A 25,616-nucleotide genomic window follows, 5' to 3' on the forward strand; every position below is an offset into this window, starting at 1 on the left:
TCAGGCCTCCTGAGGCTGCGTCGGGGTCGGCGTGGCGGCGAACTCGGTCTCGGTGGCCGTCAGATCCAGGTAGGCCTGCTCCAACGTGCCTTCCTCCGCAGCGAGTTCGAGGATCGGCAGGCCCGCGGCGGAGGTGAGTCGCCCGATGTCCTCCACGCGCGCGTCGAGGGCGGTCCAGCGCCCGTCCTCGCCTTCGACGGCCTCGATGCCGTGGCTCGCGAGCAACGCGCTCAACGCCCCGCTGTCCGTGGTGCGCACCCGCACGCGGGGCTGCACGCGCGCGTCGATGAACTCCCGCATGGGCATGTCGGCGAGGAGTCGGCCCCGGCCGAGGACGACGAGGTGGTCGGCGAAGGACGCGGTCTCGTTCATGAGGTGGCTGGAGACGAGGACCGTTCGCCCTTCCTGAGCCAGTCGGCGCATCAACTCCCGGATCCAGATGATGCCTTCGGGGTCCAGCCCGTTCGACGGTTCGTCGAGCAGCACCACGGGCGGGTCACCGAGGAGCGCTGCCGCGATGCCCAGGCGCTGGCGCATGCCCAGGGAGTACGTCTTCACCCGGCGCCGCGCGACGGAGGCGAGCCCCGCCTCCTCCAGCACCTCGTCCACGCGGCGTTCGGGGATGCGGTTGCTCGCGGCGAGCGCCCGCAGATGGTCGCGGGCGGTCCGCGATCCGTGCGCGGCCCCCGCGTCGAGCAGCGCGCCCACCTCACGCAGCGGCTCGTGGAGGGTGGCGTAGGCACGCCCGCCGACGGTGGCGGTGCCGGACGTGGGCCGGTCCAGGCCCAGCACGAGCCGCATGGTGGTGGACTTTCCGGCGCCGTTGGGGCCGAGGAATCCGGTGACGCGGCCGGGAAGAACGCTGAAGGTGAGGTGGTCCACGGCTCGCCTGCTGCCGTACTCCTTGGTCAGGTCTTGGACGTCGATGCTGGTCATGGGCACAGCCTGGCCGTTGCTGAGGGGGCGTCACCTCCCCCGCGGGCGGAGATCGCCTCCCCCGCTCGGGGGAGGCTCGTTGTCAGTGGCGCCTGGCACGATGACGCAATGGCCCGCTTTCTGCACCCGCTGGTCCGGGGGACGACGTACACACGCTGGCTGCACCTGTGGGTGCCGATGCTGTTCGAAAGTGTGTGGCTGTTCATCGACATGTCGAAGCCGTGGGTGCCCGCGGTGCTGCTGCTGCCGCTGGGGATGGTCCCGGCCGTGCGGCGGGGCGAGGGGGTGCAGGCGCGGTTCATGCTGGCGCCCGGTGAACGGAGCGGCGAGGACACGGCGTTCTCGGTCTCGCCCTCGGTCACCTGGCGGGACCGGTGGCGGACCGTGCTCTGGCTGGAAGCACGGATGGTCATGGGCTGGGTGGCGGGACCTCTCACCGTCTGGTTGCCCGCGGCAGCCGTCCTCCTGGTCGGCGCCGCGTTGGGCTCGGGACCGGTCCACACGCCGGTCATGACGGTGATGCTTCCGCAGTGGGCCTGCGCACTGCTCGCCCCGCTGCCACTGCTCGCCCTGTACGGCTCTGTCGTCGGCCTCGGCGAGCTGATCACGGCCATCGCGCGCCGTCTCCTCGGTCCCTCCCCGACCGAGCGGCTCGCCGCACTCGAGGAGCGCACCGAGCAGCTCCTGGAGCGCAACCGCATCGCCCGGGAGCTCCATGACTCCATCGGGCACGCGCTGACCGTGGCAGTGGTGCAGGCGGGCGCGGCGCGGGCGGCCGGGGACCCGGCGTTCACCGACCGGGCCCTGGGCGCCATCGAGGACACCGGCCGGGCCGCTTTGGAGGACCTGGAGCGGGTCCTTGGCGTGCTGCGCGAGGCGGAGCGTCCCGCGAGCAGCCGCCCGACGCTGACCGAGGCCGACCGTCTCCTGGAGTCGGCGCGTGCTTCCGGAGCGAAGGTCGACGCCGAGGTGACGGGTGCGTTGGAGACCGTGCCGGGTCCGGTGTCCCGGGAGGGCTACCGCATCCTCCAGGAGTCCCTGACCAATGTGCTGCGGCACGCGGGGGGCGTCCCGGTCCGAGTACGTATCCAGGTCGCGGACGGCGCGCTCGGTCTGGAGGTCCGCAATCCGCTGACCGCGGAGATACCCGGGCCCGGCCGGGGCAGCGGCCTGCGCGGCATACGGGAACGGGCCGCGCTGCTCGGCGGCCGCGCGCGGACGGGACCGGACCAAGGTGACTGGCAGGTACATGTAGAGCTGCCGCTGCGTTGATCTACGCTGGCCGGATGCCGGTCACCGTTCTCCTAGTCGACGACGAACCCCTCGTACGTGCCGGTCTGCGCGCCGTCCTGGAGGCGCAGCCCGACATCGAGGTCGTCGGGGAGGCGGCCGACGGTGCCGCCGTGATCCCGCTGGTGCGACAGCTCCGGCCGGACGTGGTCGCCATGGACGTCCGTATGCCCCTTCTGGACGGCATCGAGGCCACGCGCGCGGTGCTGCGCACGGTGAGTGACCCGCCGAAGATCCTCGTGGTCACGACGTTCGAGAACGACGAGTACGTCTACGAGGCGCTGCGCGCGGGTGCCGACGGTTTCCTGCTGAAGCGGGCCCGGCCCGCCGAGATCGTGCACGCGGTGCGGCTGATCGCCGAGGGCGAGTCGCTGCTGTTCCCGGCCTCCGTACGGCAGTTGGCCGCCGAGTACGGGGACGGCGCCGGGAACACGGCGGCACGCACGGCCATGGAGCGCGCCGCGCTGACCGAGCGGGAGGCAGAGGTACTGCGGCTGATGGCCAGGGGGCTGTCGAACGCGGAGATCGCCGTGCGGCTGATCGTCGGGACCGAGACGGTGAAGTCCCACGTCAGCGCCGTACTGGCGAAACTGGGAGCCCGGGATCGTACGCAGGCGGTCATCGCGGCGTACGAGTCGGGGTTCGTGGCGCCCGGCTGATTCCGACTCGCCGGTAGCAAAGGGGGTCCCCGGCACTCGCCGGGGTCCGCCCCGCCGAGTACGATCCGGCCAACACGCGCACGAGCTGGGAGGACGGACGTTGGGGCGGTTGACCGGCGGGGACCCCTCTCTGCTGCGAAGGATCAATTCCGCGGTGGTGCTGCACGCGCTGCGCGCCACGGACTGCGCGACCCTCACCGAGATCACCCGGGTGACGGGATTGTCCCGGCCCACGGTCGAGGGCGTCGTCGAAGGGCTGATCGAGAACGGACTCGTCGTCGAGAAGGCGGCCGAGGAGGGCGCTGCCCGGCGCCAGGGGCGCCCGGCACGCAGGTTCCGGTTCCGGGCCGAGGCGGGCCATCTGCTGGGCCTGGAGATCGGCCCGCACCGCGTCGCCGCGCTGCTCGCGGATCTGGACGGCCGTGTGCTGGGTGCCATGGCCAAGGACGTGGACGAGAGCGCTTCGGCGGACGAGCGGCTCGAACGGCTGCGGATGGCGGTCGCCGAGCTGCTGCGCCGCGCGGGAGTCGCCCGCGGTTCGCTGCGGGCGGTCGGCGTGGGCAGCCCCGGGATCGTGGAGGCGGACGGCACCGTGCGGCTGGGCACGGCGCTGCCGGAGTGGACGGGCCTGCGGCTCGGCGAGCGGCTGAGCCGTTCCTTCAAGTGCCCGGTGCTCGTCGAGAACGACGCCAACGCGGCGGCGGTCGCCGAGCATTGGAAGGGCGCGGCGACGGAGTCCGACGACGTCGTGTTCGTGATGGCGGGGCTGAGCCCGGGTGCCGGTTCGCTGATCGGCGGACGGCTGCACCGGGGGTACGGGGGCGCGGCCGGCGAGATCGGCGCGTTGCATCTGCTGGGCCGCGATGTCACCCCCGAGACACTGCTCTCCACCACGGACGAGCCGCTCCACCCACTCGACGAGCAGGCCGTCGCCGAGGTCTTCGCGCTCGCCAAGGGCGGTGACCAGCGGGCCCGTGCGGCGGTCGACCGCTTCATCCAGCGCCTCGTGCACGACGTCGCGGCGCTCGTCCTCGCCCTCGACCCCGAGCTGGTCGTCGTGGGCGGCTGGGCGGCCGGCCTGGACGGTGTACTGGAGCCGCTGCGCCACGAGTTGGCGCGCTACTGTCTGCGGCCGCCCAAGGTGGCGCTCTCACTGCTGGGCGAGGCGGCGGTGGCGACCGGAGCGCTGCGGCTGGCTCTCGATCATGTGGAGGAGCAGCTGTTCGCGGTGGAGGGAACCATGACGGCGCGCCGCTGACCCGGCTCCTCATGAACGACGTCGCGCCCCGGATTTCTCCGGGGCGCGACGGGTACGGATCGGCTGAGCGCTCGGTGCGCGGCTCAGGAAGCGCGGCGCTCCGGGTCGTGGTGAATCTCCACGCCGCCGGTGTCGCCGAAGGTCAGCCGGCAGGTGTCGGCGCGGTACGTGGCCACGGAGACCGCCGCGGTGCGCCCCTCGGCGAAGAAGCGGGTCGTGACGACAAGGACGGGGGCTCCGGGCAGCCGGTCGAGTTCCTTGGCGTCGTCCGCGCGGGCCGAGCCGAGCTCCACGGCGCGGTCCTGGCCCTCCAGCTCCAGGCGCTGCAGCTCACGCAGCACGGCACGCGCGCGTGCCGCACCCGAGGGCGCGTCGATCGCGGACAGGTCGGGCACCGAGGACGCCGGGATGTAGAGCAGCTCGGCGGCGACCGGCTGGCCGTGCGTCACGCGCGAGCGGCGCACCGTGTGGACCTGCTCGCCGTGGACGGTCTCCAGGATGTCGGCCACCGACGCGGGCGGGAGAGCCACCGCGCAGTCCACGGGCTGCCAGGCGTCGCCGACCGCGCCCGGCCACACGTGCTGCTCGGACCCGACGGCCACGCCCACGCGGGGCGGCGCGACGGTGGTGCCCACTCCGCGGCGGCGCTGCAGCCGTCCTTCCAGTTCGAGCTGCTCGAGAGCCTGGCGCAGCGTGGCCCGGGCGACGCCGAAGCGGGCCGCCAGATCGCGTTCGTTGGGCAGGATCTCGCCCACGGAGAACTCGGAGTCCAGTGCCTCACTGAGCACCGTCTTGAGATGCCAGTACTTAGGCTCCGGCACCGATTCCAGCTGCTGGGTCCCCACCCTGTCCTCCGCAATCGCCGTGGCCCGGCGGCGTTTTAGCGCCCTTGTTTATTAAAGGTTCTTGCACTATCTCTGCGACCATAGGGCCGCCCCCACCCTTGGTCAAGACCAATCCTCGATCGCTTACGGATTGCACAGGTGCGTTGCCGCAGAGCGTTCACAAGCCGTTCGTGCCGGGCGATGTTCGTGACACAACGCCGAAAGCCCCCGTCCAGAAGACGGGGGCTTTCGGCATGGCACAGCAACGCGGCCGATGCGGCACGGATTGTCTAGATGGCGGACAAGGACACCAGCTTCTCGGGATTGCGCATGATGTAGACGCACTGGATGCGGCCGTCCGCGACGTCCAACTGGAAGATGCTGTCCGGCTTGCCGGCGGAGAGGACGAGCACCGCGAACCCGCCGTTGACCTCAAGGAAGCGGAACGAGGGGCCGGGCACGCCCTTCTTGGCCGCGCCGATGAGGAAGCGCCCCACCTTGTCGGCGGAATCGAGGACCCGCCGCGGCGCCTGGGACAGGCCGCCGCTGTCGCCGACCAGCCGCGCGTCCGGCGCCAGGATCGACATGAGCCCCTCCAGGTCGCCCTCGGCGGCAGCGGCGAGGAACCGTTCGGTCAGATCGTGGCGTTCGGCCGGGTCGACCTCGTAGCGCGGCCGCCGTTCGTCGACGTGCTTGCGCGCCCGCCCGGCGAGTTGCCGTACCGCGGGCTCGCCGCGGTCGAGGACGGCGGCGATGTCCGCGTACGGGTATCCGAACGCCTCCCTGAGGACGAATACCGCGCGCTCCAGGGGTGACAGCGACTCCAGGACGACGAGGACGGCGAGCGAGACGGAGTCGGCGAGCACGGCCCGCTCCGCCGTGTCGGCAACGGTGTCCCCGAAGTCGGTGAGATAGGGCTCGGGGAGCCACGGCCCCACGTACGCCTCGCTGCGCGACTGCACCTGGCGCAGCCGGTCGATGGCGAGGCGGGTGGTGATGCGGACCAGGTAGGCGCGTGGCTCGCGCACCTCGGTCCGGTCCGCGCCGGACCAGCGCAGCCACGCCTCCTGGACCACGTCCTCCGCGTCGACCACCCGCCCCAGCATCCGGTAGGCGACGCCCATCAGGACGGGACGGTGCTCTTCGAAGACATCGGTCACGGTGTCGATTGCCACCGTCCCATCCCACCCGACACCTCGTGCCGTGTCCAGGCGGAATCGGCGCTGACCGGAGCACAATGACCCGCGGGCCACCGGTGGCCGACGGCCCCGACACTGGAGGCGTGACGATGCGCTACGCGGTTCTGGGCACGGGCGAAGTGGGGCGCACCCTGGGCGGCAAACTGGTGGAACTGGGTCACGAGGTGTCGTTGGGTTCGCGCACGAAGGACAACCCGGCCGCGGCGGAGTGGGCCGAGAGCGCGGGGTCCCGGGCGGGCCACGGCACGTTCGCGGCCATCGGCGAGGTGGTCGTGAACGCGGTCGGCGGGCGGGTGGCCGTCACCGCGCTGCAAGCGGCCGGTGAGGAGCACCTGAACGGCAAGGTCGTCCTCGACGTCTCCAATCCCCTCGCGTTCGAGGACGGACAGGTGCGCCTCTCCCCCGTCGAGTCGGACAGCGTGGGCGAGCAGATCCAGCGCTCCTTTCCGCAGACCCGCGTCGTGAAGAGCCTCAACACCGTCAACTGCCACCTGATGGTCGACCCCGCACTGGTACCGGGCGAGCACCAGATCTTCGTCTCCGGGGAGGACCAGAGCGCCAAGGAGCAGGTGACGGCGCTCCTCGGTGAGTTCGGCCGACCGCCGCACCGCGTGCTCGACCTGGGCGGCATCCGGACGGCGCGGGCCGCGGAGATGTACCTGCCCATATGGCTGACCCTGTTCCAGCGGATCGGGCACCCGGAGTTCAACGTGGAGGTGCGCAGGGCACGTTGAGGGACGCACGCGCGTGGAGCACGACTGCACGGCGGCACACGCACGCGTGCGGGTTCGTGGCGGCCGGGGGCTACCCGTCGGTAGCAGTTGCTGACAAGCTGTCTACAAGACTGTCCGTCAGTGTGTCCCAGACGAGGAGCAGCCCCATGTCCGCCACGGTCTCCTTCAGCCTCCCCTCTCCGCGCGGCCCGAGGACCGTGACCATGTCCTACGCGCGTGTGGGCACCGGTGAACCGCTGCTCCTGCTGCACGGCATCGGTCACCACCGACAGGCCTGGGACCCGGTCATCCACATCCTGGCGGCCGAGCGCGACGTCATAGCCGTCGACCTCCCCGGGTTCGGCGAGTCACCGGCGCTGCCCGAAGGCCTCACGCACGACCTGTCGACGGTGGCACCCGCGCTCGGCGCGCTGTGCGAGGCGCTGGAGATCGAGCGGCCGCACGTGGCGGGCAACTCCCTGGGCGGGCTGCTGGCTCTGGAGCTGGGCCGGGAGAAGCTCGTACGGTCCGTCACGGCGCTCTCGCCCGCCGGCTTCTGGTCGCCGGTCGAGCGGCGGTACGCGTTCGGTGTGCTGATCGCGATGCGACAGGGCGCCCGGCGCCTGCCGCTCCCGGTGGTCGAGCGGCTCTCGCGTACGGCGGCCGGGCGCGCGGCGCTGACGAGCACCATCTACGCCCGCCCCGGCCGCCGTTCACCCGAGGCCGTCGTCGCCGAGACCCTCGCGCTGGCCAGAGCCGAGGGCTTCACCGACACTCTCCGGGCCGGCACCACCGTCCAGTTCACGGACGACATCCCAGGGCTCCCCGTCACCGTGGCCTGGGGCACCCGCGACCGGCTGCTGGTGCGCCGCCAGGGGATCCGCGCCAAGCACATCATTCCCCGGGCGCGGCTGGTGCGGCTGCCCGGCTGCGGGCACGTCCCGATGAACGACGATCCGGCGCTCGTTGCCCGCGTCATCCTCGACGGCAGCCGCTGAACGACGCCCCAGGGTGCCCAACACACCGGATCCCAGGGCTACTCCCGCGCCGACCAGGGTGCTCCCCGCGGCCTGCGCGGCGCCGTAGGCGCCCGTGCCGACGAGCGGCGCGGTGCCGGCGGCCGCGACGGGGATGAGCCCGGAGAAGAGCGTGGCGCGCTCCGCACCGATGCGCTGCATGCCCATGTACCAGCACACGAAGCCGACGACCGTGACGACCGCCGCCTGCCACAGCAGCGCGGCGGCCTCGGTGGCGTCCGGCAGCCGCAGCCACGCCGCTCCGTCGGCGAGCATCCCGGCCACCGCCGACTCGACCGCGGCGATCCCACAGACGGTGGCCGACAGCAGCCGTGGCCCGAGCGGGCGCAGGACGGGCACGGCCAGGACCGCGAAGCCGACCTCCCCGGCCAGCGCGCACGCGGCGTACGCGATCCCGGCGGCGTCCGTACGCCCCCACCCCTGGACGGTGAAGGCACCCAGCGCGACGAGCAACGCCCCGTGCAGCACGCCACGTTGCGGGCGGCGGCCCTCCTGAAGGGGTACGACAACGGCCACGACCATCGGGGCGCAGCCCACGAAGACGCCGGGAACCGCCGGTTCCGCCGTACGTTCGGCGGCGAGCACCGCGAGGTTGAAGCCGACCATGCCGACGGCCGCGAGCAGCGCGAGGCGCCCCCACTGGCGTGCCGCGAGCCGGCGCAGCGGCGCCGCGCCACCCCGGCCGACCAGCGGCAGCAGCAGGACGCAGGCGAGACCGTAGCGGAGGAACTGGCCGCCCGCGTACGGGTAGTGACCCAGGACGCTGTTGGCGGTGAAGGAGCCTCCGACGAGGACGCAGGCGAGGGCGGCGAGCGGCGCGCCCCGAGTGGTGGTGGCGTTCATGACGGTGACGCTATGAAGCGGCATGGTCCGGTTTAAGGTCCACTTCCATGACGTCATCAGGGACCAATTCGAGCGGCCCGTCATCCGGATCGTCGGGACCCTCGCCCTGGGCCGCAGCCTGGGAGCTGCTCGTACCCGCCGCTTCGGCCCCGGCACGCGCGCGTGGCCGCACACTCCAGGCGGCGCTGCGCGAGGCGGTCCGTTCCGGTCGGCTCGCTCCGGGCACCCGACTGCCGGCCAGCCGGGAGCTCGCCGCCGATCTCGGCGTGTCGCGGGGGCTGGTCACCGAGGCGTACGAGCAGTTGACGGCCGAGGGGTACCTGCGCAGTGACCGGGGTGCCGGGACCTGGGTCGGCGGCGCGGCCCGGGCGGCGAGCCCCCGCGCGCGTGATCTCGCCCCACGGCCTGCCGGAGCGCGGGCCGACTTCGTTCCCGGCACGCCGGACCTGTCGCTGTTCCCGCGCGCCGCGTGGGCAGCCGCGCAGCGCGGTGTACTGGCCGAACTCCCGCACCACGCACTGGGCTACCCGGATCCGCGCGGGCTGCCCCGGCTGCGTACCGCCCTCGCCGCGTTGCTCGCCCGGCGCCGGGGCGTGGTCGCGGACCCGGAGCGGCTCGTCGTGGTCTCCGGAGTCGCGCAGGCGATGACGTTGCTCGGATTCGTGCTCCACGCGCGCGGGGTGCGCCATGTCGGCGTCGAGGATCCGGGGAGTCCCGAGCACGGCGCCCTGTACGCCTCGGCGGGCATCGGCACCCTGCCGCTGCCCCTGGACGAGGAAGGGCTGGCCATCGGACCGCTGGAGACGTCGGGCGTACACGCGGTGGTGACGACGCCCGCCCACCAGTTCCCTTCCGGGATCGCGTACTCCGCGCGGCGCCGCGCGGAACTCCTCGACTGGGCGCGCTCGGTGGACGGTCTGGTGATCGAGGACGACTACGACGGGGACTTCCGCTACGACCGTGCCCCGGTGGGCGCCCTGCAAGGACTCGACCCCGAACACGTCGTCTACACGGGGTCGGTCAGCAAGTCCCTCGCGCCGGGGCTGCGGCTCGGCTGGCTGCTCGTGCCCGCTTCCTTCTCCGACGAGGTCGTCGAGCGCAAGCGCACGATGGATCTCGGGAACCCGGTCGTCGACCAGGCGCTCCTCGCCCGCTTCGTGGAACGGGGTGACTACGACCGGCAGCTGCGTCGCTGCCAGCGCGCCTACCGGGAACGGCGCGACGCACTCGTGTCCGCCCTGGAGGAGCACTTTCCGGGCACGGAGGTGTCCGGAATCGCCGCGGGTCTGCATGCCATCGCCACGTTGCCCGACCGGTACGGCCCCCAGAACCACTTCCTGGAGCGGGCCGCCGCGGCCGGAGTGGCGGTGCGTCCGCTGGCCCACTACGGGGCGGCGGCCGAGGGGGGCGTACGGCTGGTACTGGGGTACGCGCACCTGTCTCCCTCGCGGATCCGCGACGGGGTGCGGTGGCTGGCGCAAGCGGTGCGTGACTGAGTCACCTCGGGGCCGAGGGCGGAGGCGATACGTGGCTGAGCCGCCTCGGGACCCAGGCCGGCCATACGTGGCTGAGCCGCCACGGAGCGCGGGGCGGAGGGCGGACACCTCGCGCGGCTGAGCCACCACGAAGCCCGCATCGGAGGGCGGACACCTCGCGCGGCTGAGCCACCACGAAGCCGAGGACGGCCGTTTCGGGCGGCTGAGCCGCCTCGAAGCGCAGGCCGGACGCCGTGCGCGGCCACTTCGCGACTCCTGCGGCGCCTGCGGCACCTGCAACACCAAGCCCGGGAAGGCCACCGTGCGCGGCCGGGGCACCCCGCCGTCGCACACCGGCCGCACACCGGTTCCCTTGTCCCTGGGGTCAGTTGTTCACTTGTGGTTTCCGTGTGCGCTGCGGCGCCCCAGTAGTTGTGGCACTGCACACTGGCCGAATCCGTCCCTGGAGGCGCATTCATGTCACACCGTCCGCAGAGCCCCTTCCCCGGTCGCCGCAGCGTTCTGCGCGGCTCCCTCGCCGCGTCCGCGGCGCTGGCCCTGCCCACCGCGCTCGGCGCGGCACCGGCATTCGCCCTCTCCGGGCGGCCGAAGGCGGGGTGGGGCGTCCAGACCGGCGACGTGACCGCCGACTCCGGCCTGGTGTGGGTTCGTTCCGACCGCCCCGCCCGGATGATCGTCGAGACGTCCGCGACCGAGTCGTTCCGCAACCCGCACAGATGGCATGGTCCGCTGCTCGGCGCGGACACCGACTTCACGGGGACGACACGGCTGCGCGGGCTGCCCCCGGGCGAGCAGATCCACTACCGCGTACTGCTCGCCGACCCCGACGACCCGCGGCGCACCGGCGAACCGGTGACCGGCACCTTCCGTACGACGCCGGTCGGCCGACGCGGCGGGGTGCGCTTCCTGTGGTCGGGCGACCTGGCGGGGCAGGGCTGGGGCATCAACCCGGGCATCGGCGGCTACCGGATCTACGACGCCATGGCCAAGCTCGACCCGGACTTCTTCCTGTGCAGCGGTGACAACATCTATGCCGACGGACCGATCGCGGCAACCGCGGCGCTTCCCGACGGCAGCACCTGGCGGAATATCACGACCGAGGAGAAGTCCAAGGTCGCCGAGACGCTGGCCGAGTTCCGCGGCAACTTCCGTTACAACCTGCTGGACGAGAACCTGAAGCGCTTCAACGCGCAGGTGCCGTCGATCATCCAGTGGGACGACCACGAGGTACGCAACAACTGGTACCCGGGCGAGGTGATCGCGGCCACGGACACGCGGTACACCGAGAAGAGCGTCGACGTGCTGGCCTCCCGGGCCCGTCGCGCGTTCAGCGAGTACTTTCCCATCTCGACGCTGCTGCCGGGCAACAAGGACGGCCGCGTGAACCGGGTCATGCGCCACGGCCCGCTGCTCGACGTCTTCGTGCTCGACATGCGTACGTACCGCAATGCCAACTCACCCGACAACCAGACCACCGACCCGCAGGGCATCCTCGGCGCCGAGCAGCTGGAGTGGCTCGAGCGGGAACTGTCGCGGTCGCGGGCCGTGTGGAAGGTGATCGCAGCGGACATGCCGCTCGGACTGGTCGTGCCGGACACGACCGAGGGCAAGCCGAACATCGAGGCCGTGGCCCAGGGCGACCCGGGCGCGCCGCTCGGGCGCGAGCTGCAGATCGCCGAGCTGTTGCGGTTCATCAAGTACCGGAAGATCACGGGCACCGTCTGGCTGACCGCCGACGTGCACCACACCTCGGCCCAGCACTACCAGCCGTCGCGGGCCGCCTTCACCGACTTCGAGCCGTTCTGGGAATTCGTCTCCGGCCCCCTCAACGCCGGTGCTTTCCCGGCGAGTGCGCTGGACAACACCTTCGGTCCGGAGCGAGTGTTCGTGAAGGCGCCTACCGCCTCGAACGTCTCGCCCGCAGGCGGCTACCAGTTCTTCGGCGAGGTCGACATCGACGGCGACAGCGGCGAACTGACGGTGCGACTGCGCGAGCAGGACGGAACGGTGCTGTTCACCCAGGTGCTGCACCCGGGGCGCGTGGGGCAGTAGCGCGGGCGGGTGGGGGCGCCGGCGCGGACCGCGGAGGACCGTGACGCTCTCCGCCTCCCGTACCCTCGAACCGCTGGGCCGCGCACCGGAGTCATCCCCCGGTGCGCGGCCCCGCTCGCTTGTCGTCGGACCTGGCTCACGAGCAAGTTTCCGCAGGTCAGAGCCCACTGTCAGTGGTCGCCTCTACGGTTTTTCCATGACGCGATCTCTGCAGGCCGTGGCCTACACCCGATCCTCCGCGCTGGAGTCCGCACCGGGCGGACGACGCCTGGGACTTGAGACCTCGCACGGTGCGACGCCCACAGGGTTCGAGGAGCATCCCCGCTTCTTCGCGGGTTTCTTGACGTCACCTCAGGTCGCCGCCGCCGGGCTGCTCGCGGTCGCCGACGTGGCGGCGGCCCGTTACTACCAGCGGCAGCTGCGCGCCTCGCTGGACCCGGTGGTCACGGGAAACGGCGACCGGCTCCGCTTCGAGTCCTTCTCCGGCTGCGGAGGGGTGTACGCGCGTCTGGACGTACTGACGGCGGGCCTCGACGGCGGCGAGGTGGGGCACGGGACGACCAATGTCGACGTCAACAACCCTCTGCGCGAGGCGCTTTCGCGGATCGGCACGGACGATCCGATGCACCTTCGGGTCGGCCCCGACGAGATGGCCGTGACCACCCTGGACGGCCCTGTGGTGGAGAAGAAGGTGCCATTGCCCGACCGCTGGCTGCGCGGTTTCGCCGAGGCCCAGGTGATTGCCGCCGGGATTCGACCTGCGGGCCGAGCTGTCGGCGGCCGAGGCCGTGCGGTTCCTGCGCTCGCTTTCGCGCGGCTCGGCACGCGGGGCCGCCCGCGGCGCACAGTGGGTGGTGCCCACGGGGCACGGCTTGCGAGCGACGACCCGGCCGGTGCCGGGGGCGGTGTGCCTGCCCGGTCCCGAGCGGCTGATCGCGCTGCAGCGCGTGCTGCGCCATGCGACGGCCCTGCGGGTGTACGGCCCTCCGGTCGCCGGTGAGACGGCTGCCGCAGGCGCGTGGGAGGTCGTCCTGCCGGGCATGCGACTCACGCTCACCCTGTCGCCGGACGCCGCGCGCGGGTTCTCCGGGGAGGGCGGGGTGCTGGACGCCCTCGCCACCGACGAGGCGGCCGAGGACGCCGAGTTGATCGCCGTCCTCCTCGCCTGGGAGCCGCGCATCGACGTCGGCGAGCTGGCCACCGCCTCGGGCCTGCCGGCCGAGCGGGTGCGCGCCGCACTGGTGCGGCTCGGCACGTCAGGGCGCGTGGGGTACGACACGGCGGAGGCGGCGTACTTCCACCGCGAACTGCCCTACGACGCCGAGCGCGTGGAGCGCCACAACCCGCGGCTGCGTGCGGCCCGCGCCTTGGTCGCGGCAGAGGCGGTCGCCCTGGACGGCGCGCTCGGCACGGTGACCGCCGACGACGGACATGTGCACCGGGTCCGCGACGAATCCGGGACGCTGAGCTGCTCCTGCTTGTGGTGGGCGAAGTACCGGGGTGGGCGCGGACCCTGCAAGCACGCGCTGGCGGTACGGATGGTGCGGCGGGGAGCGCAGGTACGACACGAACAGGTTCTGGTCGACGGGGGCGATGCGCGATGAGCGGCGAAGCGCTGGTGCGGGCGGTACGGGCGGGGCAGACGGTGGAGGCAGCGGGTCTCCTGGACGGGATGACCGATGCCGAACGCCGGGCCTGTCTGCCCGCGTTGAAGGAACTCCGCAAGGAGCTGCGCACCGCGCAGTGGAGCGAGTCGTCCCGCAAGGCCTGTCCCGCGCTGCACGCGGCGGGGGCCGCGTGTCACACGGGCGCAGCGGGCGCGGCGACCTGGATCGCGTCAGCCGACATGCGCTGGTCCCAGGCCTCCCCCGGGGTGTTCCTGCATGTACTCGGCGACCGCGACCCCGCATGGCTCGGCGACGTGGCGCACCGGCTCGCCGAGCGGCCGGCCACATCCCGGATCCCGTATGCGCTGCTGGCCGGGCTTGTGCAACTGTCCGGCTGTGAGGTGCCCACCACCGATGCCTATGTGGAGGGTTGGTTCGAACACATCGGCGGTACGTGGCACCACGGGGGCACCGTGGTGGAGCGGCTTCGCAAGGAGCCGCACCTGGCGCGGATGATCGCCGCGCTCTTCGAGTCCCTGGACGTGACCGGCCGGGTCGCCTGGCTGTTCGGCGACGGGCCGGGCAGTTGGTACAACGCACTCGCGCAGCTCGCGCGGGAAGGCACCCTCGACCGCAAGGTGCTGGTCGACACCTGCGTGGCGCGGCTGCTGCGCGGCGGCGCCCCCGCCGATCAGCGGGTGTTCCTGAAGCTGTTGACGTGCCTCGACCTGACCCGGGACGAGGCACGGGCGCGCTGTGCCGACTGGATCGCGCTCGCTTCCCAGGCGACCTCGACGGTGGCGTGGCACGCCCAGTCGATCCTCGCCTCGCTGGCACTCGACGGCGAGTTGACCCCCCGACAGCTCGCCGAGATGTCGTCCGGCGTACTCTTCCGCACCGAGAAGAAACTCGTACGGGCACAGCTCATCCTGTTGGGGAAGACGCTCAGGCGCGATCCGTCCGCAGCGGCCGCACTGCTGCCGGCGGTGGCGCAGCCCTTCGGGCACGAGGACACCGAGGTGCAGGAGCGTGCGCTGAAGCTCGTGGAGCGACACGTGACGGGGCCGGGCGTCTCCGAGGGCGTCCGTGAACAACTCGTCCAGGCGGCGAACGAGTTGAGCCCAGGGGTGCGGATCCACGCGGAGAAGCTGCTCGGCGCCGAGGCACTGAGCTCCACGCCGGTGATCCACGAAGAGGTACTGCCACCCGTGCCGGAGCGGGCTCGGCTCGCTCCGGCCCCGGTTTCGGCAGCCGAACTGGCAGAAGAAGTGAGCGCCCTGCTGGCCTCGGGCGGCGACGTGGCCGCGTTCGAACGCACCTTGGACGGTCTGGTCCGGCATGCCTACGACGAGCGCGACGGTCTGGTGGAGGCGCTGCGCCCGGTGGTGGCCCGACGCTGGTGGATCGACGCCGACCCGCATTACCCCACCGTGGACGCATACTTCCGCGAGGCGCCGTACGGCGTGGAAGTCGTCCTCGCGACCCTGCTCGGCCATGTGCGTACCGACACACTTCACGCGGCGGTCCAGCAGGGGACGACGAGGGGCGGCTGCCGGCACGCCGCGCTGTCGCGCGCCTTCGACGCACGACTGTGGGAGGTGGCCCACCGGATCCTTGTCGAACCGCTGCCCTTCCTGCTGGCCACGCCCAGCTGGGACACGGGGCTGCTGGAGCCGGAGGAGCTGGTGGCCCGTCTCACCGCGTACCGACGCCTCAATGCCCGGCCGGGGACGGCCGACTTCGCCCAGGCACTTCTGCGGGTGCGGCGGGACGACCGCGCCACGGCGGAGGCAGCGGCGGTGCGGGCTCGCACCCTCGGCACCCCCGAGGGGTACCGGCTGACCCAGTGGCTCACCGCCGAGGGGCCGGACCTTCCCCTGAGCCGACGGCGGACCTCGGGCGTCCGCATCCTGCTGGAACTGGGCGAACTCGAAGATTTGCAGGGACAGTTCCCGCCGGAATTCCGCGGGTTGGGGCGCCCGCTGTCCGTCTTCAAGGACCGCTGGTACTGCCCGCACTGGGCCGAGTCGGATCGGCAGCACTGGTCGGCCGTCGTGCCCGGTCGGCGGGAGCTGGTGGCGGCACGCGTGCTGGGCGACCTGTCCTCGGTGGCCGTGGACGACAGCCGACGTGGAGCCGCCCTTCTGCCGCTCCTCGCCGAGGCCGACGGTGAAGCGGGCGAGGCCCTGCATCTGTGCCTGGCGTACGGGCTCGGGGCGCGGCATACGGAGGACCGGCTCTCCGCCGTGGACGCGTTGCTGGTGCTGGCCGCGCGGGGGCAGCTCGACGCGGGGCGGCTCGGTGGCGACCTCGGGCAGTTGGTGCGCCGGGGAGCCGTCAAGCCGCTGCGGCTGGCCGAGTCCATACGGACGGCGGCGGCCACGGGCGCGTACGCCACCGTCTGGTCGGTGCTCCGCGATGCGCTGCCGATCCTGCTGGCCGATCTCGCGACGGACACGACGATCGGAAGGCCGGCGCGCGGGCTCGGGGACCTGCTGGCCGTCGCCGCCGAATGTGCCGAGCGGTCCGGGGCGCGCGGTGAGGTCGCGCATCTGGCGCAGGCGGCCGGCCGGCGCGGCTCGTCCAAGGTGGCGACTCAGGCCCGTCGGCTGAGGACCGCCCTGGCGCAAGGGGGCGCCGCCTGACCAGGGGCGTAAGCCCAGCCGTCCAACCCGAGCAAAAGACCCGTAAAAAGAACTGCAAAAGGTGCAGAACGACACTTAACCGATCAGTCACAAACCGTTCGTGATCACGCAACACCCTTCCTTCACAGTGGTTGCATGACTCCAGACATGTCTGATGTGACCCGTGCGAGGCACGGTCGACCCGTTCACCACTGGCGGCGGGACGTCGTCGAACTCGCCGCGCTGTTCACGGCCGTCGCGGTCGCCGACGCCGTCGCCAACCTGATCGGGCACGGACCGGACGGTCCCGCCCTGCTGCTGATCTCGGCGATGATCCTCGTCGCCACGGCCGCGTTCCACATTTGGTGGGCACGACGCCACGGTCACGCGCCGCCGGCGGACGATACCGGCGCCCGGCCGATCGCCGACGTGCGACGGGCCGGGCCGTCCGAGCAGCGGGAGCGTGCCGGAGAATCCGGCGCGACGCCGGAGGCCGCCGCCGGGGCGACCGTGCTGTGGCGGATGCGCACGACGGTGAAGGACGCGCCGGGCTCGCTGGCCGCGCTGTGCACGGCGCTGGCGCAGCCGCAGGTGGACATCCTGAGCCTGCAGACACACCCGCTCGCGGAGGGCACGGTGGACGAGTTCCTGCTGCGCGCTCCCTCGGAGCTCGCCGCGTCCGAGATCACTCGTGCGGTGTCGCGGGCGGGTGGCACCGGTATCTGGATCGAGCGGGCCGACGCCCACGACCTGGTGGACGCGCCGACGCGGGTGCTCGGCCTGGCCACCCGTACCGCCCTGGACACGGCGGAACTACCGCTTGCGCTGCGACAGTTGCTCGGCCGCTGCACCATCCGCTCACTGCCCGCCAAGTCCCCGAGCTCCGGGCGGGCGGAGGAGGGGGCTCCCGTGGAGGGGGCGCTCGAGGACACGGTGATGCGGCTGCCGGCACCGGAGGGTGGGGTGATCACGGTGGAGCGGCCGTATCTGCCGTTCACGCCGACCGAGTTCGCGCGGGCACGGGCGCTGGTGGAGCTGGATGCGCGGCTCGGTCCGCGGATCCCACGCAGTCAGGACATGTTGACGCTGCCCCAGGGGAACGCCATCACCGTGCGACGCGCCGACGTCGGCGACGTCGAGGCCGCCAAGGCGATGCACGAGCGCTGCTCGTCTCGCACGCTGAACATGCGCTACCACGGCCCGGTCGGCGACGCGGACCGCTATCTCAACCATCTGCTCAGCCCCCGCTTCGGACGCACCCTCGCCGTGCAGACGGCATCCGGGCGGATCGTCGGGCTCGGCCACCTTCTGTGGGACGGTGACGAGACGGAGATCGCGCTCCTCGTCGAGGACGACTGGCAGCGGCGCGGTGTCGGCAGCGAACTGCTCGGCCGCCTCGTGACGATGGCCGTCGAGGCCGGCTGCGAGAGCGTGTACGTCGTCACGCAGGCCTCCAACACCGGCATGGTCGCCGCCATGCGCAGCCTCGGTCTCCCCCTCGACTACCAGATCGAGGAGGGCACCCTGGTCATCACCGCCCGCCTGGACGCGACGCCAGTGGCTTCGCGACTGCCGTACGACGAGGGGCAGCGGGGAGAACACACGGTGCGGGACTAGGGCCCGCCCATCGGAGCATGCCGACTTCGGGTCCTGGCGCTTCACCACTGCCGGGGAGCGGGGCTCGGTGCGTGCAGCTGCAAGGCGGAGGAGGGAGTCGACGCGATGGGGGTCCCCCCACGCGAGCGAAGCCGTGCGTGGGGGAGTCGACGACTGACGACACCGCCGCAGATGTACGCACCGAGCCCCGCGGCCCAGGCGGGATCCGAACGACAGGACCCAGGCCAGGGGGGCGGTCCGAAACCGGGCGGCGCACCTCCGGGTGACCGGCGTGGCCGGTGGCTGTTGGTGGCTGGTGGCCTGCACCGTCCGCCGCACGGGGGCACGGCCCAGGCCGGCGGTGCGTGCGGCGGGAGGCGCAGGACCAGTCCCGGACGAGTGGCGACGAGCTCCGGCCACCGCTCAGCCCCAGAGTCCCCCTGCTCCCCTCCCCCCTTCCATCAAGCCCCCAGCGCCCCCTCCAGATCCGCCCAAAGGTCCTCCACATCCTCCAGCCCCACTGACAGCCGGAGCAGGTGGTCGCTGACGCCCGCGTCGTGGCGGTCCTGGGTAGGGACGATGCGGTGGCTGATGGAGGCGGGGTGCTGGATGAGGGTGTCCACGCTGCCCAGGCTGACGGCGGGGGTGATCAGGCGGACTCCTGCGATGACGTCGTGTGGGTCGCCGTGCACCTCGAAGGCGATCATGGCGCCGCCGATGCGCGGATAGTGGACGCGGGCGACGCGCGGGTCGGCGGCGAGGCGGCGGGCGAGTTCGGCGGCGTTCGAGGAGGAGGCCCGGACTCGTACGGGCAGGGTCGACAGGCCGCGCAGCAGCAGATAGCCGGCCAGCGGATGCAGGACACCCCCCGTCGCGAAGCGGACTTGGCGCAGCCGGCGGGCGAACTCCTCGTCGCAGGCCACCACTCCGGCCATCACGTCACCGTGTCCGCCCAGGTACTTGGTCGCGCTGTGCAGGATGAGCCGGGCGCCGTGTTCGGCGGGGCGCTGCAGGACGGGCGTGGCGAAGGTGTTGTCGGCGAGGAGGGGGACGGAACCGCAGGAGTGCGCGACGGCACGCAGGTCGAGTTCGGCGAGCGTGGGGTTGGCCGGGGACTCGACCATCACCAGGCCGGTGTCGGGGCGGAGGGCGTCCGCGATGCCCGCCGGGTCGACCCAGGTCACCTCGGTGCCCAGCAACCCGGCCGTGAGCAGGTGGTCGCTGCAGCCGTACAGGGGGCGTACGGCGACGACATGGCGCAGGCCCATCGCGTTCCGTACGAGCAGTACGGCGCTCAGCGCGGCCATGCCGCTCGCGAAGGCGACCGCGCTCTCGGTGCCTTCGAGACGTGCGAGCGCGGTCTCGAAGCGAGCGACGGTCGGGTTGCCGAGCCGGGCATAGACGGGCGGCCCCGCCGGTTCGGCGCCGTCGGCCGCGAACGCGTCGATCCGGGCTGCCTCAGCACGGCTGTCGTACGAGGGGTATGTGGTGGACAGGTCGATCGGTGCCGCGTGCAGACCCTGCGCGGCGAGATCCTCCCGCCCGGCGTGTACGGCCTCGGTGGCGAGCGCCCGAGCCGGGGGCTCGGCAAGGACCTGGCCGGTTCCGCTCAGGTCGGGCTGAGCGTCGTATGCGTCGTACACCACGGATTCCATGCCCGGAAGACTGAACACCGACCGGGGTCCGTGCGCCGAATCCCGTGTTACGTTCGCGCCATGGCCGATTCTGTCGTACTCGATCCGGTGGATCTGCATCTGCTGCGGCTGCTGCAGAACGACGCCCGGACGACGTACCGCGATCTCGCGGCCCAGGTCGGCGTCGCGCCTTCGACCTGCCTGGACCGTGTGACGAGGCTGCGCCGGGCAGGGGTGATTCTCGGCCATCAGCTGCGGCTGGACCCGGCGAAGCTGGGGCGGGGACTGGAGGCGTTGCTGTCCGTGCAGGTCAGGCCGCATCGACGGGAGTTGGTGGGACCGTTCGTGGATCGGATAAGGGCGCTGCCGGAGTCCCGTACCGTCTTCCATCTCACCGGCCCCGACGACTACCTCGTGCATGTCGCGGTCGCGGACATGGCGGACCTGCAGCGACTCGTGATCGACGAGTTCACCTCCCAACGCGAAGTGGCGCGGGTCGAGACGCGGTTGATCTTCCAGCAGTGGGACTGCGGCCCGCTGCTGCCGCCCCAACGGGATCCCCACCCGGCCAGGCCGCCCGGGGACGAGCTCACGGCGAAATCAGGTTGATACCGGCGCGAGGTCCGGCTTATCGGGCTGACGCCGACCGCATCCTCGTATGAGGATGTCCGCATGTCAGAGACGAAGAACCCGCTGCCCCGAGAGGTCGCCGACGCCTATGTCGACGATCTCATCGCCCTCGACCCGGTTCTCGGTACGTACCTCGGTGTGAAGGAGAGTTACAGCAAGCTCCCCGACACCTCGCCCGCCGGCCAGGAGGCCGTCGCCGATCTGGCGCGGGCGACCCTCGCGCGGCTCGACGAGGCGGAGCGGCAGCCCGGCGCGGACCGTGACATGGAGCGCCGCTGCGCCCGGCTGCTGCGCGAGCGCCTCACCGCCGAACTCGCCGTCCACGAGGCAGGCGAGGGCCTGCGGTCGGTCGGCAACCTGCACACGGCGGCGCACGGGGTGCGGCAGGTCTTCACCCTCACGCCGACCGAGACGGACGAGGACTGGGCCGCGATCACCGAGCGGCTGCGCGCGGTGCCGACCGCGCTGGAGGGGTACCGTGCGTCCCTCGCCCTCGGCCTGGACCGCAAGCTGTACGCGGGCCCCCGCCCGACCGCGACCTTCATCGACCAGCTCACCGAGTGGTCGGACACCGACGGGCAGGGCCTCGGCTGGTTCGAGGACTTCGTGTCCGCGGGCCCCGAGGCGCTGCGCGACGAGCTGGACACGGCCGCCCGCACCGCGACCGAGGCGCTGGTAGCCCTGCGGGACTGGATGCGCGGCGTGTACGCGCCCACGATCGAGGGCGCGCCCGACACGGTGGGCCGCGAGCGGTACGCGCGGCTGGCGCGCTACTTCAACGGTACGGATCTGGACCTCGACGAGGCGTACGCGTACGGCTGGGCCGAGTACCACCGGCTGCTCGCCGAGATGAGGGCCGAAGCCGAGAAGATCCTGCCCGGCGCCGAGACGCCGTGGGTGACGCTCGCGCACCTCGACGAGCACGGCAAGCACATCGAGGGAGTCGACGAGGTCCAGGCCTGGCTTCAGGGACTGATGGACGAGGCGATCGAGGCCCTGGACGGCACGCACTTCGAACTCGCCGGACCGGTACGGAAAGTGGAGTCCCGCATCGCGCCGCCCGGCGGTGCGGCGGCCCCGTACTACACCGCGCCGTCGGCGGACTTCTCACGACCCGGCCGTACGTGGCTGCCCACGATGGGGCAGACCCGCTTCCCCGTCTACGACCTCGTCTCGACCTGGTACCACGAGGGCGTGCCCGGGCATCACCTGCAGCTCGCGCAATGGGTGTACGTCGTCGAGGACCTGTCCCGCTACCAGGCCACCGTCGGCCGGGTCAGCGCCAACTGCGAGGGCTGGGCTCTCTACGCGGAGCGCCTGATGGACGAGCTGGGCTTCCTGACGGACGCCGAGCAGCGGCTCGGTTACCTGGACGCGCAGATGATGCGCGCCGCCCGGGTCATCGTCGACATCGGCATGCACCTGGAACTGGAGATTCCCGCCGACTCGCCCTTCCACCCGGGCAAGCGGTGGACCCCTGACCTGGCGCAGGAGTTCTTCGGCGCGCACAGCAGCCGTCCGGCGGACTTCGTGGAGAGCGAGCTGACGCGCTACCTCACCATCCCCGGTCAGGCCATCGGCTACAAGCTCGGCGAGCGTGCCTGGCTGCTGGGCCGCGAGAACGCGAAGAAGCGCCACGGCGACGCCTTCGACGCGAAGGCCTGGCACATGGCGGCCCTCTCCCAGGGCTCCCTGGGCCTGGACGACCTGGTGGACGAGCTGTCCCAGCTCTGATGCTGACTCGCGGCGGCCGGTCTCAGCCCCACGGCTCGAGCCCGGCCACCGCGGGGCGTCGTCCCCACACCCGGGAGCCACCGTGATCGGCCGGCGTCAGCGGCGGAATCCACCCTCCGAGTCGATGACCTCCCCGGTGATCCACGCCGCCTCGTCCGTGGCGAGCCATGCGATGAGGCGCGCGGGATCGTCGGGCTGCCCCCAGCGTCCGGCGGGAAACATCGCCGCGACGGCCGAGTGGGCGTCGCCGGTCAGGTAACCGGTGTCCACCGGACCGGGGTTGACGGTGTTCACGGTGATCGCGTGCTCGGCGAGGGCGGTCGCCAGCGAGCGGGTGATCGACGCCAGGGCACCCTTCTGCAGGGCGTAGGCGATCTCACCGGGCATGCCGCCGGCGATGTCCTGGCCGGAGGTCATCATGACGACGCGGCCCCCGGGCTCGCCCGGCGGCAGTGCGGCCCGCAGTCGGGCGTAGGTCTGGACGAGGAGGAGCACCGAGCGGGTGTCGACCGCCCAGTGGGCGTCGAGCATCGCGGCGTCGAGGGTGCCGAGGGTGCCGTCCGACCCGCTCAGCGCGTGGTTGGCGACGAGGATGTCGACACCTCCGCCGAGCGCGTCCGCGGCCGTCCGGATCAGCCGGGCCGGCTCCGTCGGATCGGAGAGATCGCCCGGCCCCTCGACGACCCGGGCCGCGGGGTCACCGAGCACCTCACGCACCCCGGCGGCCACCTTCTCGGGACGGTCGGCGCCCCACGGCATCGCGGCATCGTGCGGCACATGGTGGTGCAGATACACGCTCGCCCCGTAAGCGGCGAGCCGCCGGGCCACGGCGTAGCCGATCCCTCCGCGTCGGCCCGCCCCGGTGACAAGGGCGGTCCGGCCGCGCAGCGGGAGCACGTCTCGACGGAGTTCTTCGGGTGCGGGGTGCGGGAGTTGGGGCATGACGGACCATGATGGGCGGTGTGCGGGTGCGGTGCACGTGAATTCCCGCGCACCACGCGCTTCCTCAGGGATTCAGCCGACGCAGTTGTACGAGCCCCACCCAGGTCTCGGGTCCCGGCTCCACGTACGCCGCGCGCACCGCGTACCGCCCCGGCTGCAGCGCGACCCTCAGGTGGTCCGTGCGCACCGAAGCGGTTCCCGGCCAGGCCGCGTCGAAGAGGACCACGGGGCCGGGCACGTTCCACTGCACCTCCGGCTCCCATTCCGCAGCCGCCAGAGCCGCGGGGACTCCGGAGAGCAGTTCGTCCTCGGACTCGGCGGCGCACCACCGTACGAAGGTGCCGTGCTCGGGCAGGTAGGACGTCGAGGCGGGCTCGTCCCCGAGGACCAGGGCCCCGGTGTCGCCGACGGGCACGAGGCCGATGAATCCGTCGACGTCACATGCCCGGTCGTAGTCGGAGGACATGTCGTCACCGTCGGCCCCCGACCAGAACGGCAGCACGACCTCCGGGATCGCTATGAGCGGTCCGCCGCCCGACTCCACCCACTCGACGGCACCTGGGTCCGCGTATCTGGCCATGCGCAGAAGCTACACGGCGGGGATGCGCGGGAAATTCGGTGTCCCCTCCCCTGTCCGATACGCGACCCTCGACCCCCATGAGCATCCGAACCCTCCTCCTCTCCCCGCGCGTCACCGCCACCGGACAGGCGCTGGCCGACGCCGCGCGGCGACGTGGCATGCATGTCGAGACGCTGCGCGACTGGCGGGTGCCGGACGAGTGGCGGGGAACGCCCGGAGCAACGCTGTACGCCGGGCCGCTGTTCGCGGACGCCGTCGCCGGGGAGCCGGGACTCGGACTCGGACTGCTGGAGGCGCCGCCGGACTGGCTGGCCCAGCTGCCGTACCAACTCACGAGCAGGAAGATCGAGTTCAGCACTGTAGCCGAGGCCCGACAGCTGCGACGTCCGGCGTTCGTGAAGCCGCCCAACGACAAGAGCTTTCCGGCGCGCGTCTATCCGGACGGCAGCCGGCTGCCCGGGCCGGACGCGGTGGACGACGACACCCCGGTCCTCGTGAGCGACATCATGGCGTTCGCCGTGGAGTACCGGCTCTTCCTCCTGGACGGCGAAGTTCGCACCGGAAGCCGGTACTTCGCGCGGGGCGAACTGGATGTCGCACCGCTCGACGAGGACCCCCGCAAGGACGAGGTGCTCGCCTTCGCCGCCGGCCTCGCCGAGGCGGGGCTGCCGAGTGCCGTCGTCGTGGACGTCGGTCTGCCGGCCGGCGGCACCTCACGCTGGGCCGTCGTCGAGGCCAACGCAGCCTGGGCCAGCGGGCATTACGCCTTCGATCCCCACGCCGCCCTCGACGTGGTGCTGCGCGCGGCCCGCCCGGTGGCCGAGTGCACGGCGGCGGAACCTCCGCTTCCTGCGCCCGCTGCCCGAGGTCGTACGGGACTGAGGCGGGCGCTCGGGGTGGCAGGGCGCTCAGTATGATGCCCGGGCCTTACGGGACTCGGCGTGAGGTCCGGAGCCTTACGGGACTCGGCGTGAGGTCCGGAGCCGTACAGGACTCGGCGTGAGGTCCGGAGCCGTACAGGACTCGGCGTGAGGTCCGGAGCCTTACGGGACTCGGCGTGAGGTCCGGAGCCGTACAGGACTCGGCGTGAGGTCCGGAGCCTTACGGGACTCGGCGTGAGGTCCGGAGCCGTACAGGACTCGGCGTGAGGTCCGGAGCCGTACAGGACTCGGCGTGAGGTCCGGAGCCGTACAGGACTCGGCGTGAGGTCCGGAGCCGTACAGGACTCGGCGTGAGGTCCGGAGCCGTACAGGACTCGGCGTGAGGTCCGGAGCCGTACAGGACTCGGCGTGAGGTCCGGAGCCGTACAGGACTCGGCGTGAGGTCCGGAGCCGTACAGGACTCGGCGCGAGGTCCGGAACGGCTCAGCAGCCGCAGTCCTGCGCGTCGGCCGGCGCCGTCAGCGGGTCCGCGGCACGCCGCTCGCGTCCCTCCCAGGTCTCGAACTCGAAGCCCTCGCGCGCCCAGTACTCGAAGCCACCGAGCATCTCCTTGACCTGGAAGCCGAGTTCGGCGAGGGCGAGGGCGGCACGGGTCGCGCCGTTGCAGCCGGGGCCCCAGCAGTACGTGACGACGGGCACCGACTTGTCGAGGAGCTGCTCGGCCTGCTCGGGGATGAGCGCGCAGGGCAGGTGGATCGCGCCGGGGACGTGTCCCTGGTCCCACGACTCGGTGGAGCGGGAGTCGACGACGACGAATCCGGGGTCGGCGTCGGTGGCGAGGGCGGCGGCGACGTCGGACACGTCGGCGTGGAAGGCGAGGCTGGCGCCGAAGTAGGCGGCGGCCGCTGCCGGGGACGCCGGCGCGACGCGCAGCACGGGGTTCGTCACCGTCACGGAGCTGGTCACGAGGCTGGCTCCGTGGCTGGTCACGGGGCTGCTCGCAGGGGTGTCAGCGGTCACGCTCATGGTCAGGCCTTCCCTCCCGGGTCCCACGGGTCTGGTGCCGTTTCCGGCCCCCCGG

The 25,616-nt window shown here is 72.2% G+C and carries 19 protein-coding genes and 2 pseudogenes; 13 read left to right on the forward strand and 8 right to left on the reverse strand.

The annotated features are described in order from the left end of the window. Entirely contained in the window at positions 1-936 is a 936-nt protein-coding gene (locus OG390_RS08090; RefSeq protein WP_406166236.1) for an ABC transporter ATP-binding protein, read from the reverse strand. A gap of 108 nt (positions 937-1,044) precedes the next feature. Between OG390_RS08090 and OG390_RS08095 the strand changes: the two genes are divergently transcribed. The 3 genes from OG390_RS08095 to OG390_RS08105 all read left to right on the forward strand — a co-directional run bounded on the left by OG390_RS08095 (position 1,045) and on the right by OG390_RS08105 (position 4,143). Next, on the forward strand, positions 1,045-2,208 hold the full coding sequence (locus OG390_RS08095; RefSeq protein ID WP_406166238.1) for a sensor histidine kinase: 1,164 nt from the start codon (positions 1,045-1,047) through the stop codon (positions 2,206-2,208). A gap of 14 nt (positions 2,209-2,222) precedes the next feature. Beyond that, positions 2,223-2,885 carry a response regulator gene (locus tag OG390_RS08100; RefSeq protein ID WP_406166240.1) on the forward strand — a complete coding sequence of 221 codons (663 nt, stop codon included), beginning with the start codon at positions 2,223-2,225 and terminating at the stop codon, positions 2,883-2,885. 100 nt (positions 2,886-2,985) lie between these two features. Continuing rightward, entirely contained in the window at positions 2,986-4,143 is a 1,158-nt protein-coding gene (locus OG390_RS08105) for an ROK family transcriptional regulator (RefSeq protein WP_406166241.1), read from the forward strand. An 83-nt stretch (positions 4,144-4,226) separates the two neighbouring features. Here the strand turns inward: OG390_RS08105 and OG390_RS08110 are convergent, their stop codons facing one another. Together OG390_RS08110 and OG390_RS08115 are read right to left on the reverse strand one after the other, a co-directional pair. Then, positions 4,227-4,988, reverse strand: a complete 762-nt coding sequence (locus tag OG390_RS08110; RefSeq protein WP_406166243.1) for a GntR family transcriptional regulator — start codon at positions 4,986-4,988, stop codon at positions 4,227-4,229. Positions 4,989-5,257: 269 nt separating this feature from the next. Further along, on the reverse strand, positions 5,258-6,142 hold the full coding sequence (locus OG390_RS08115; protein ID WP_406166244.1) for an RNA polymerase sigma-70 factor: 885 nt from the start codon (positions 6,140-6,142) through the stop codon (positions 5,258-5,260). 113 nt (positions 6,143-6,255) lie between these two features. Here OG390_RS08115 and OG390_RS08120 point away from each other — a divergent pair, with 113 nt between their 5' ends. Both OG390_RS08120 and OG390_RS08125 read left to right on the forward strand, forming a co-directional pair. Next, complete coding sequence (locus tag OG390_RS08120) at positions 6,256-6,900, forward strand: NADPH-dependent F420 reductase (RefSeq protein WP_406177557.1); 645 nt, start codon at positions 6,256-6,258, stop codon at positions 6,898-6,900. Positions 6,901-7,046: 146 nt separating this feature from the next. Beyond that, complete coding sequence (locus tag OG390_RS08125; protein WP_406166246.1) at positions 7,047-7,877, forward strand: alpha/beta fold hydrolase; 831 nt, start codon at positions 7,047-7,049, stop codon at positions 7,875-7,877. A gap of 525 nt (positions 7,878-8,402) precedes the next feature. Here the strand turns inward: OG390_RS08125 and OG390_RS08130 are convergent. After that, positions 8,403-8,843 (reverse strand): annotated as a pseudogene (locus OG390_RS08130) (EamA family transporter); the annotation flags it as partial. Here OG390_RS08130 and OG390_RS08135 point away from each other — a divergent pair. From OG390_RS08135 to OG390_RS08155, 5 genes and pseudogenes are all read left to right on the forward strand, one after another. Then, on the forward strand, positions 8,807-10,255 hold the full coding sequence (locus OG390_RS08135) for a PLP-dependent aminotransferase family protein (protein WP_406166247.1): 1,449 nt from the start codon (positions 8,807-8,809) through the stop codon (positions 10,253-10,255). The pseudogene OG390_RS08130 and the gene OG390_RS08135 sit on opposite strands and share 37 nt — an antisense overlap. A gap of 456 nt (positions 10,256-10,711) precedes the next feature. Next, a complete protein-coding gene (locus tag OG390_RS08140; RefSeq protein WP_406166249.1) occupies positions 10,712-12,307 on the forward strand; it encodes an alkaline phosphatase D family protein in 1,596 nt (531 codons plus the stop codon). A 196-nt stretch (positions 12,308-12,503) separates the two neighbouring features. Continuing rightward, positions 12,504-13,911: pseudogene (locus OG390_RS08145) on the forward strand (SWIM zinc finger family protein). Beyond that, positions 13,908-16,559, forward strand: a complete 2,652-nt coding sequence (locus tag OG390_RS08150) for a DUF6493 family protein (protein WP_406166251.1) — start codon at positions 13,908-13,910, stop codon at positions 16,557-16,559. The pseudogene OG390_RS08145 and the gene OG390_RS08150 overlap by 4 nt, the downstream one beginning before the upstream one ends. A gap of 147 nt (positions 16,560-16,706) precedes the next feature. Continuing rightward, complete coding sequence (locus OG390_RS08155) at positions 16,707-18,155, forward strand: GNAT family N-acetyltransferase (RefSeq protein WP_406166253.1); 1,449 nt, start codon at positions 16,707-16,709, stop codon at positions 18,153-18,155. Between the two features lie 440 nt (positions 18,156-18,595). Here OG390_RS08155 and OG390_RS08160 read toward each other — a convergent pair whose 3' ends face one another. After that, positions 18,596-19,789, reverse strand: coding sequence for a trans-sulfuration enzyme family protein (locus tag OG390_RS08160; RefSeq protein ID WP_406166255.1), 1,194 nt, complete (start codon positions 19,787-19,789; stop codon positions 18,596-18,598). A gap of 60 nt (positions 19,790-19,849) precedes the next feature. On the opposite strand from OG390_RS08160, the gene OG390_RS08165 reads away from it, so the two are divergent. Beyond that, positions 19,850-20,377, forward strand: coding sequence for an Lrp/AsnC family transcriptional regulator (locus OG390_RS08165; RefSeq protein WP_406166257.1), 528 nt, complete (start codon positions 19,850-19,852; stop codon positions 20,375-20,377). Positions 20,378-20,440: 63 nt separating this feature from the next. Beyond that, positions 20,441-22,132, forward strand: a complete 1,692-nt coding sequence (locus OG390_RS08170; RefSeq protein WP_406166259.1) for a DUF885 domain-containing protein — start codon at positions 20,441-20,443, stop codon at positions 22,130-22,132. A gap of 96 nt (positions 22,133-22,228) precedes the next feature. On the opposite strand, the gene OG390_RS08175 is transcribed toward OG390_RS08170, so the two are convergent. Together OG390_RS08175 and OG390_RS08180 are read right to left on the reverse strand one after the other, a co-directional pair. Continuing rightward, positions 22,229-23,074 (reverse strand): SDR family oxidoreductase, encoded by an 846-nt coding sequence (locus OG390_RS08175; RefSeq protein WP_406166260.1) that lies wholly within the window; start codon positions 23,072-23,074, stop codon positions 22,229-22,231. A gap of 64 nt (positions 23,075-23,138) precedes the next feature. Beyond that, positions 23,139-23,654, reverse strand: a complete 516-nt coding sequence (locus OG390_RS08180) for an immunity 21 family protein (RefSeq protein ID WP_406166261.1) — start codon at positions 23,652-23,654, stop codon at positions 23,139-23,141. Between the two features lie 77 nt (positions 23,655-23,731). Between OG390_RS08180 and OG390_RS08185 the strand changes: the two genes are divergently transcribed. Then, the gene (locus OG390_RS08185) at positions 23,732-24,571 is read left to right on the forward strand and encodes an ATP-grasp domain-containing protein (RefSeq protein WP_406166263.1); all 840 of its coding nucleotides are present in this window, start codon (positions 23,732-23,734) and stop codon (positions 24,569-24,571) included. Between the two features lie 447 nt (positions 24,572-25,018). Here the strand turns inward: OG390_RS08185 and OG390_RS08190 are convergent, their stop codons facing one another. Next, a complete protein-coding gene (locus OG390_RS08190) occupies positions 25,019-25,561 on the reverse strand; it encodes a rhodanese-like domain-containing protein (RefSeq protein ID WP_406166265.1) in 543 nt (180 codons plus the stop codon). Positions 25,562-25,616: the final 55 nt, after the last annotated feature.

The organism is Streptomyces sp. NBC_00996 (genome assembly GCF_045162675.1).
Lineage (GTDB): Bacteria > Actinomycetota > Actinomycetes > Streptomycetales > Streptomycetaceae > Streptomyces.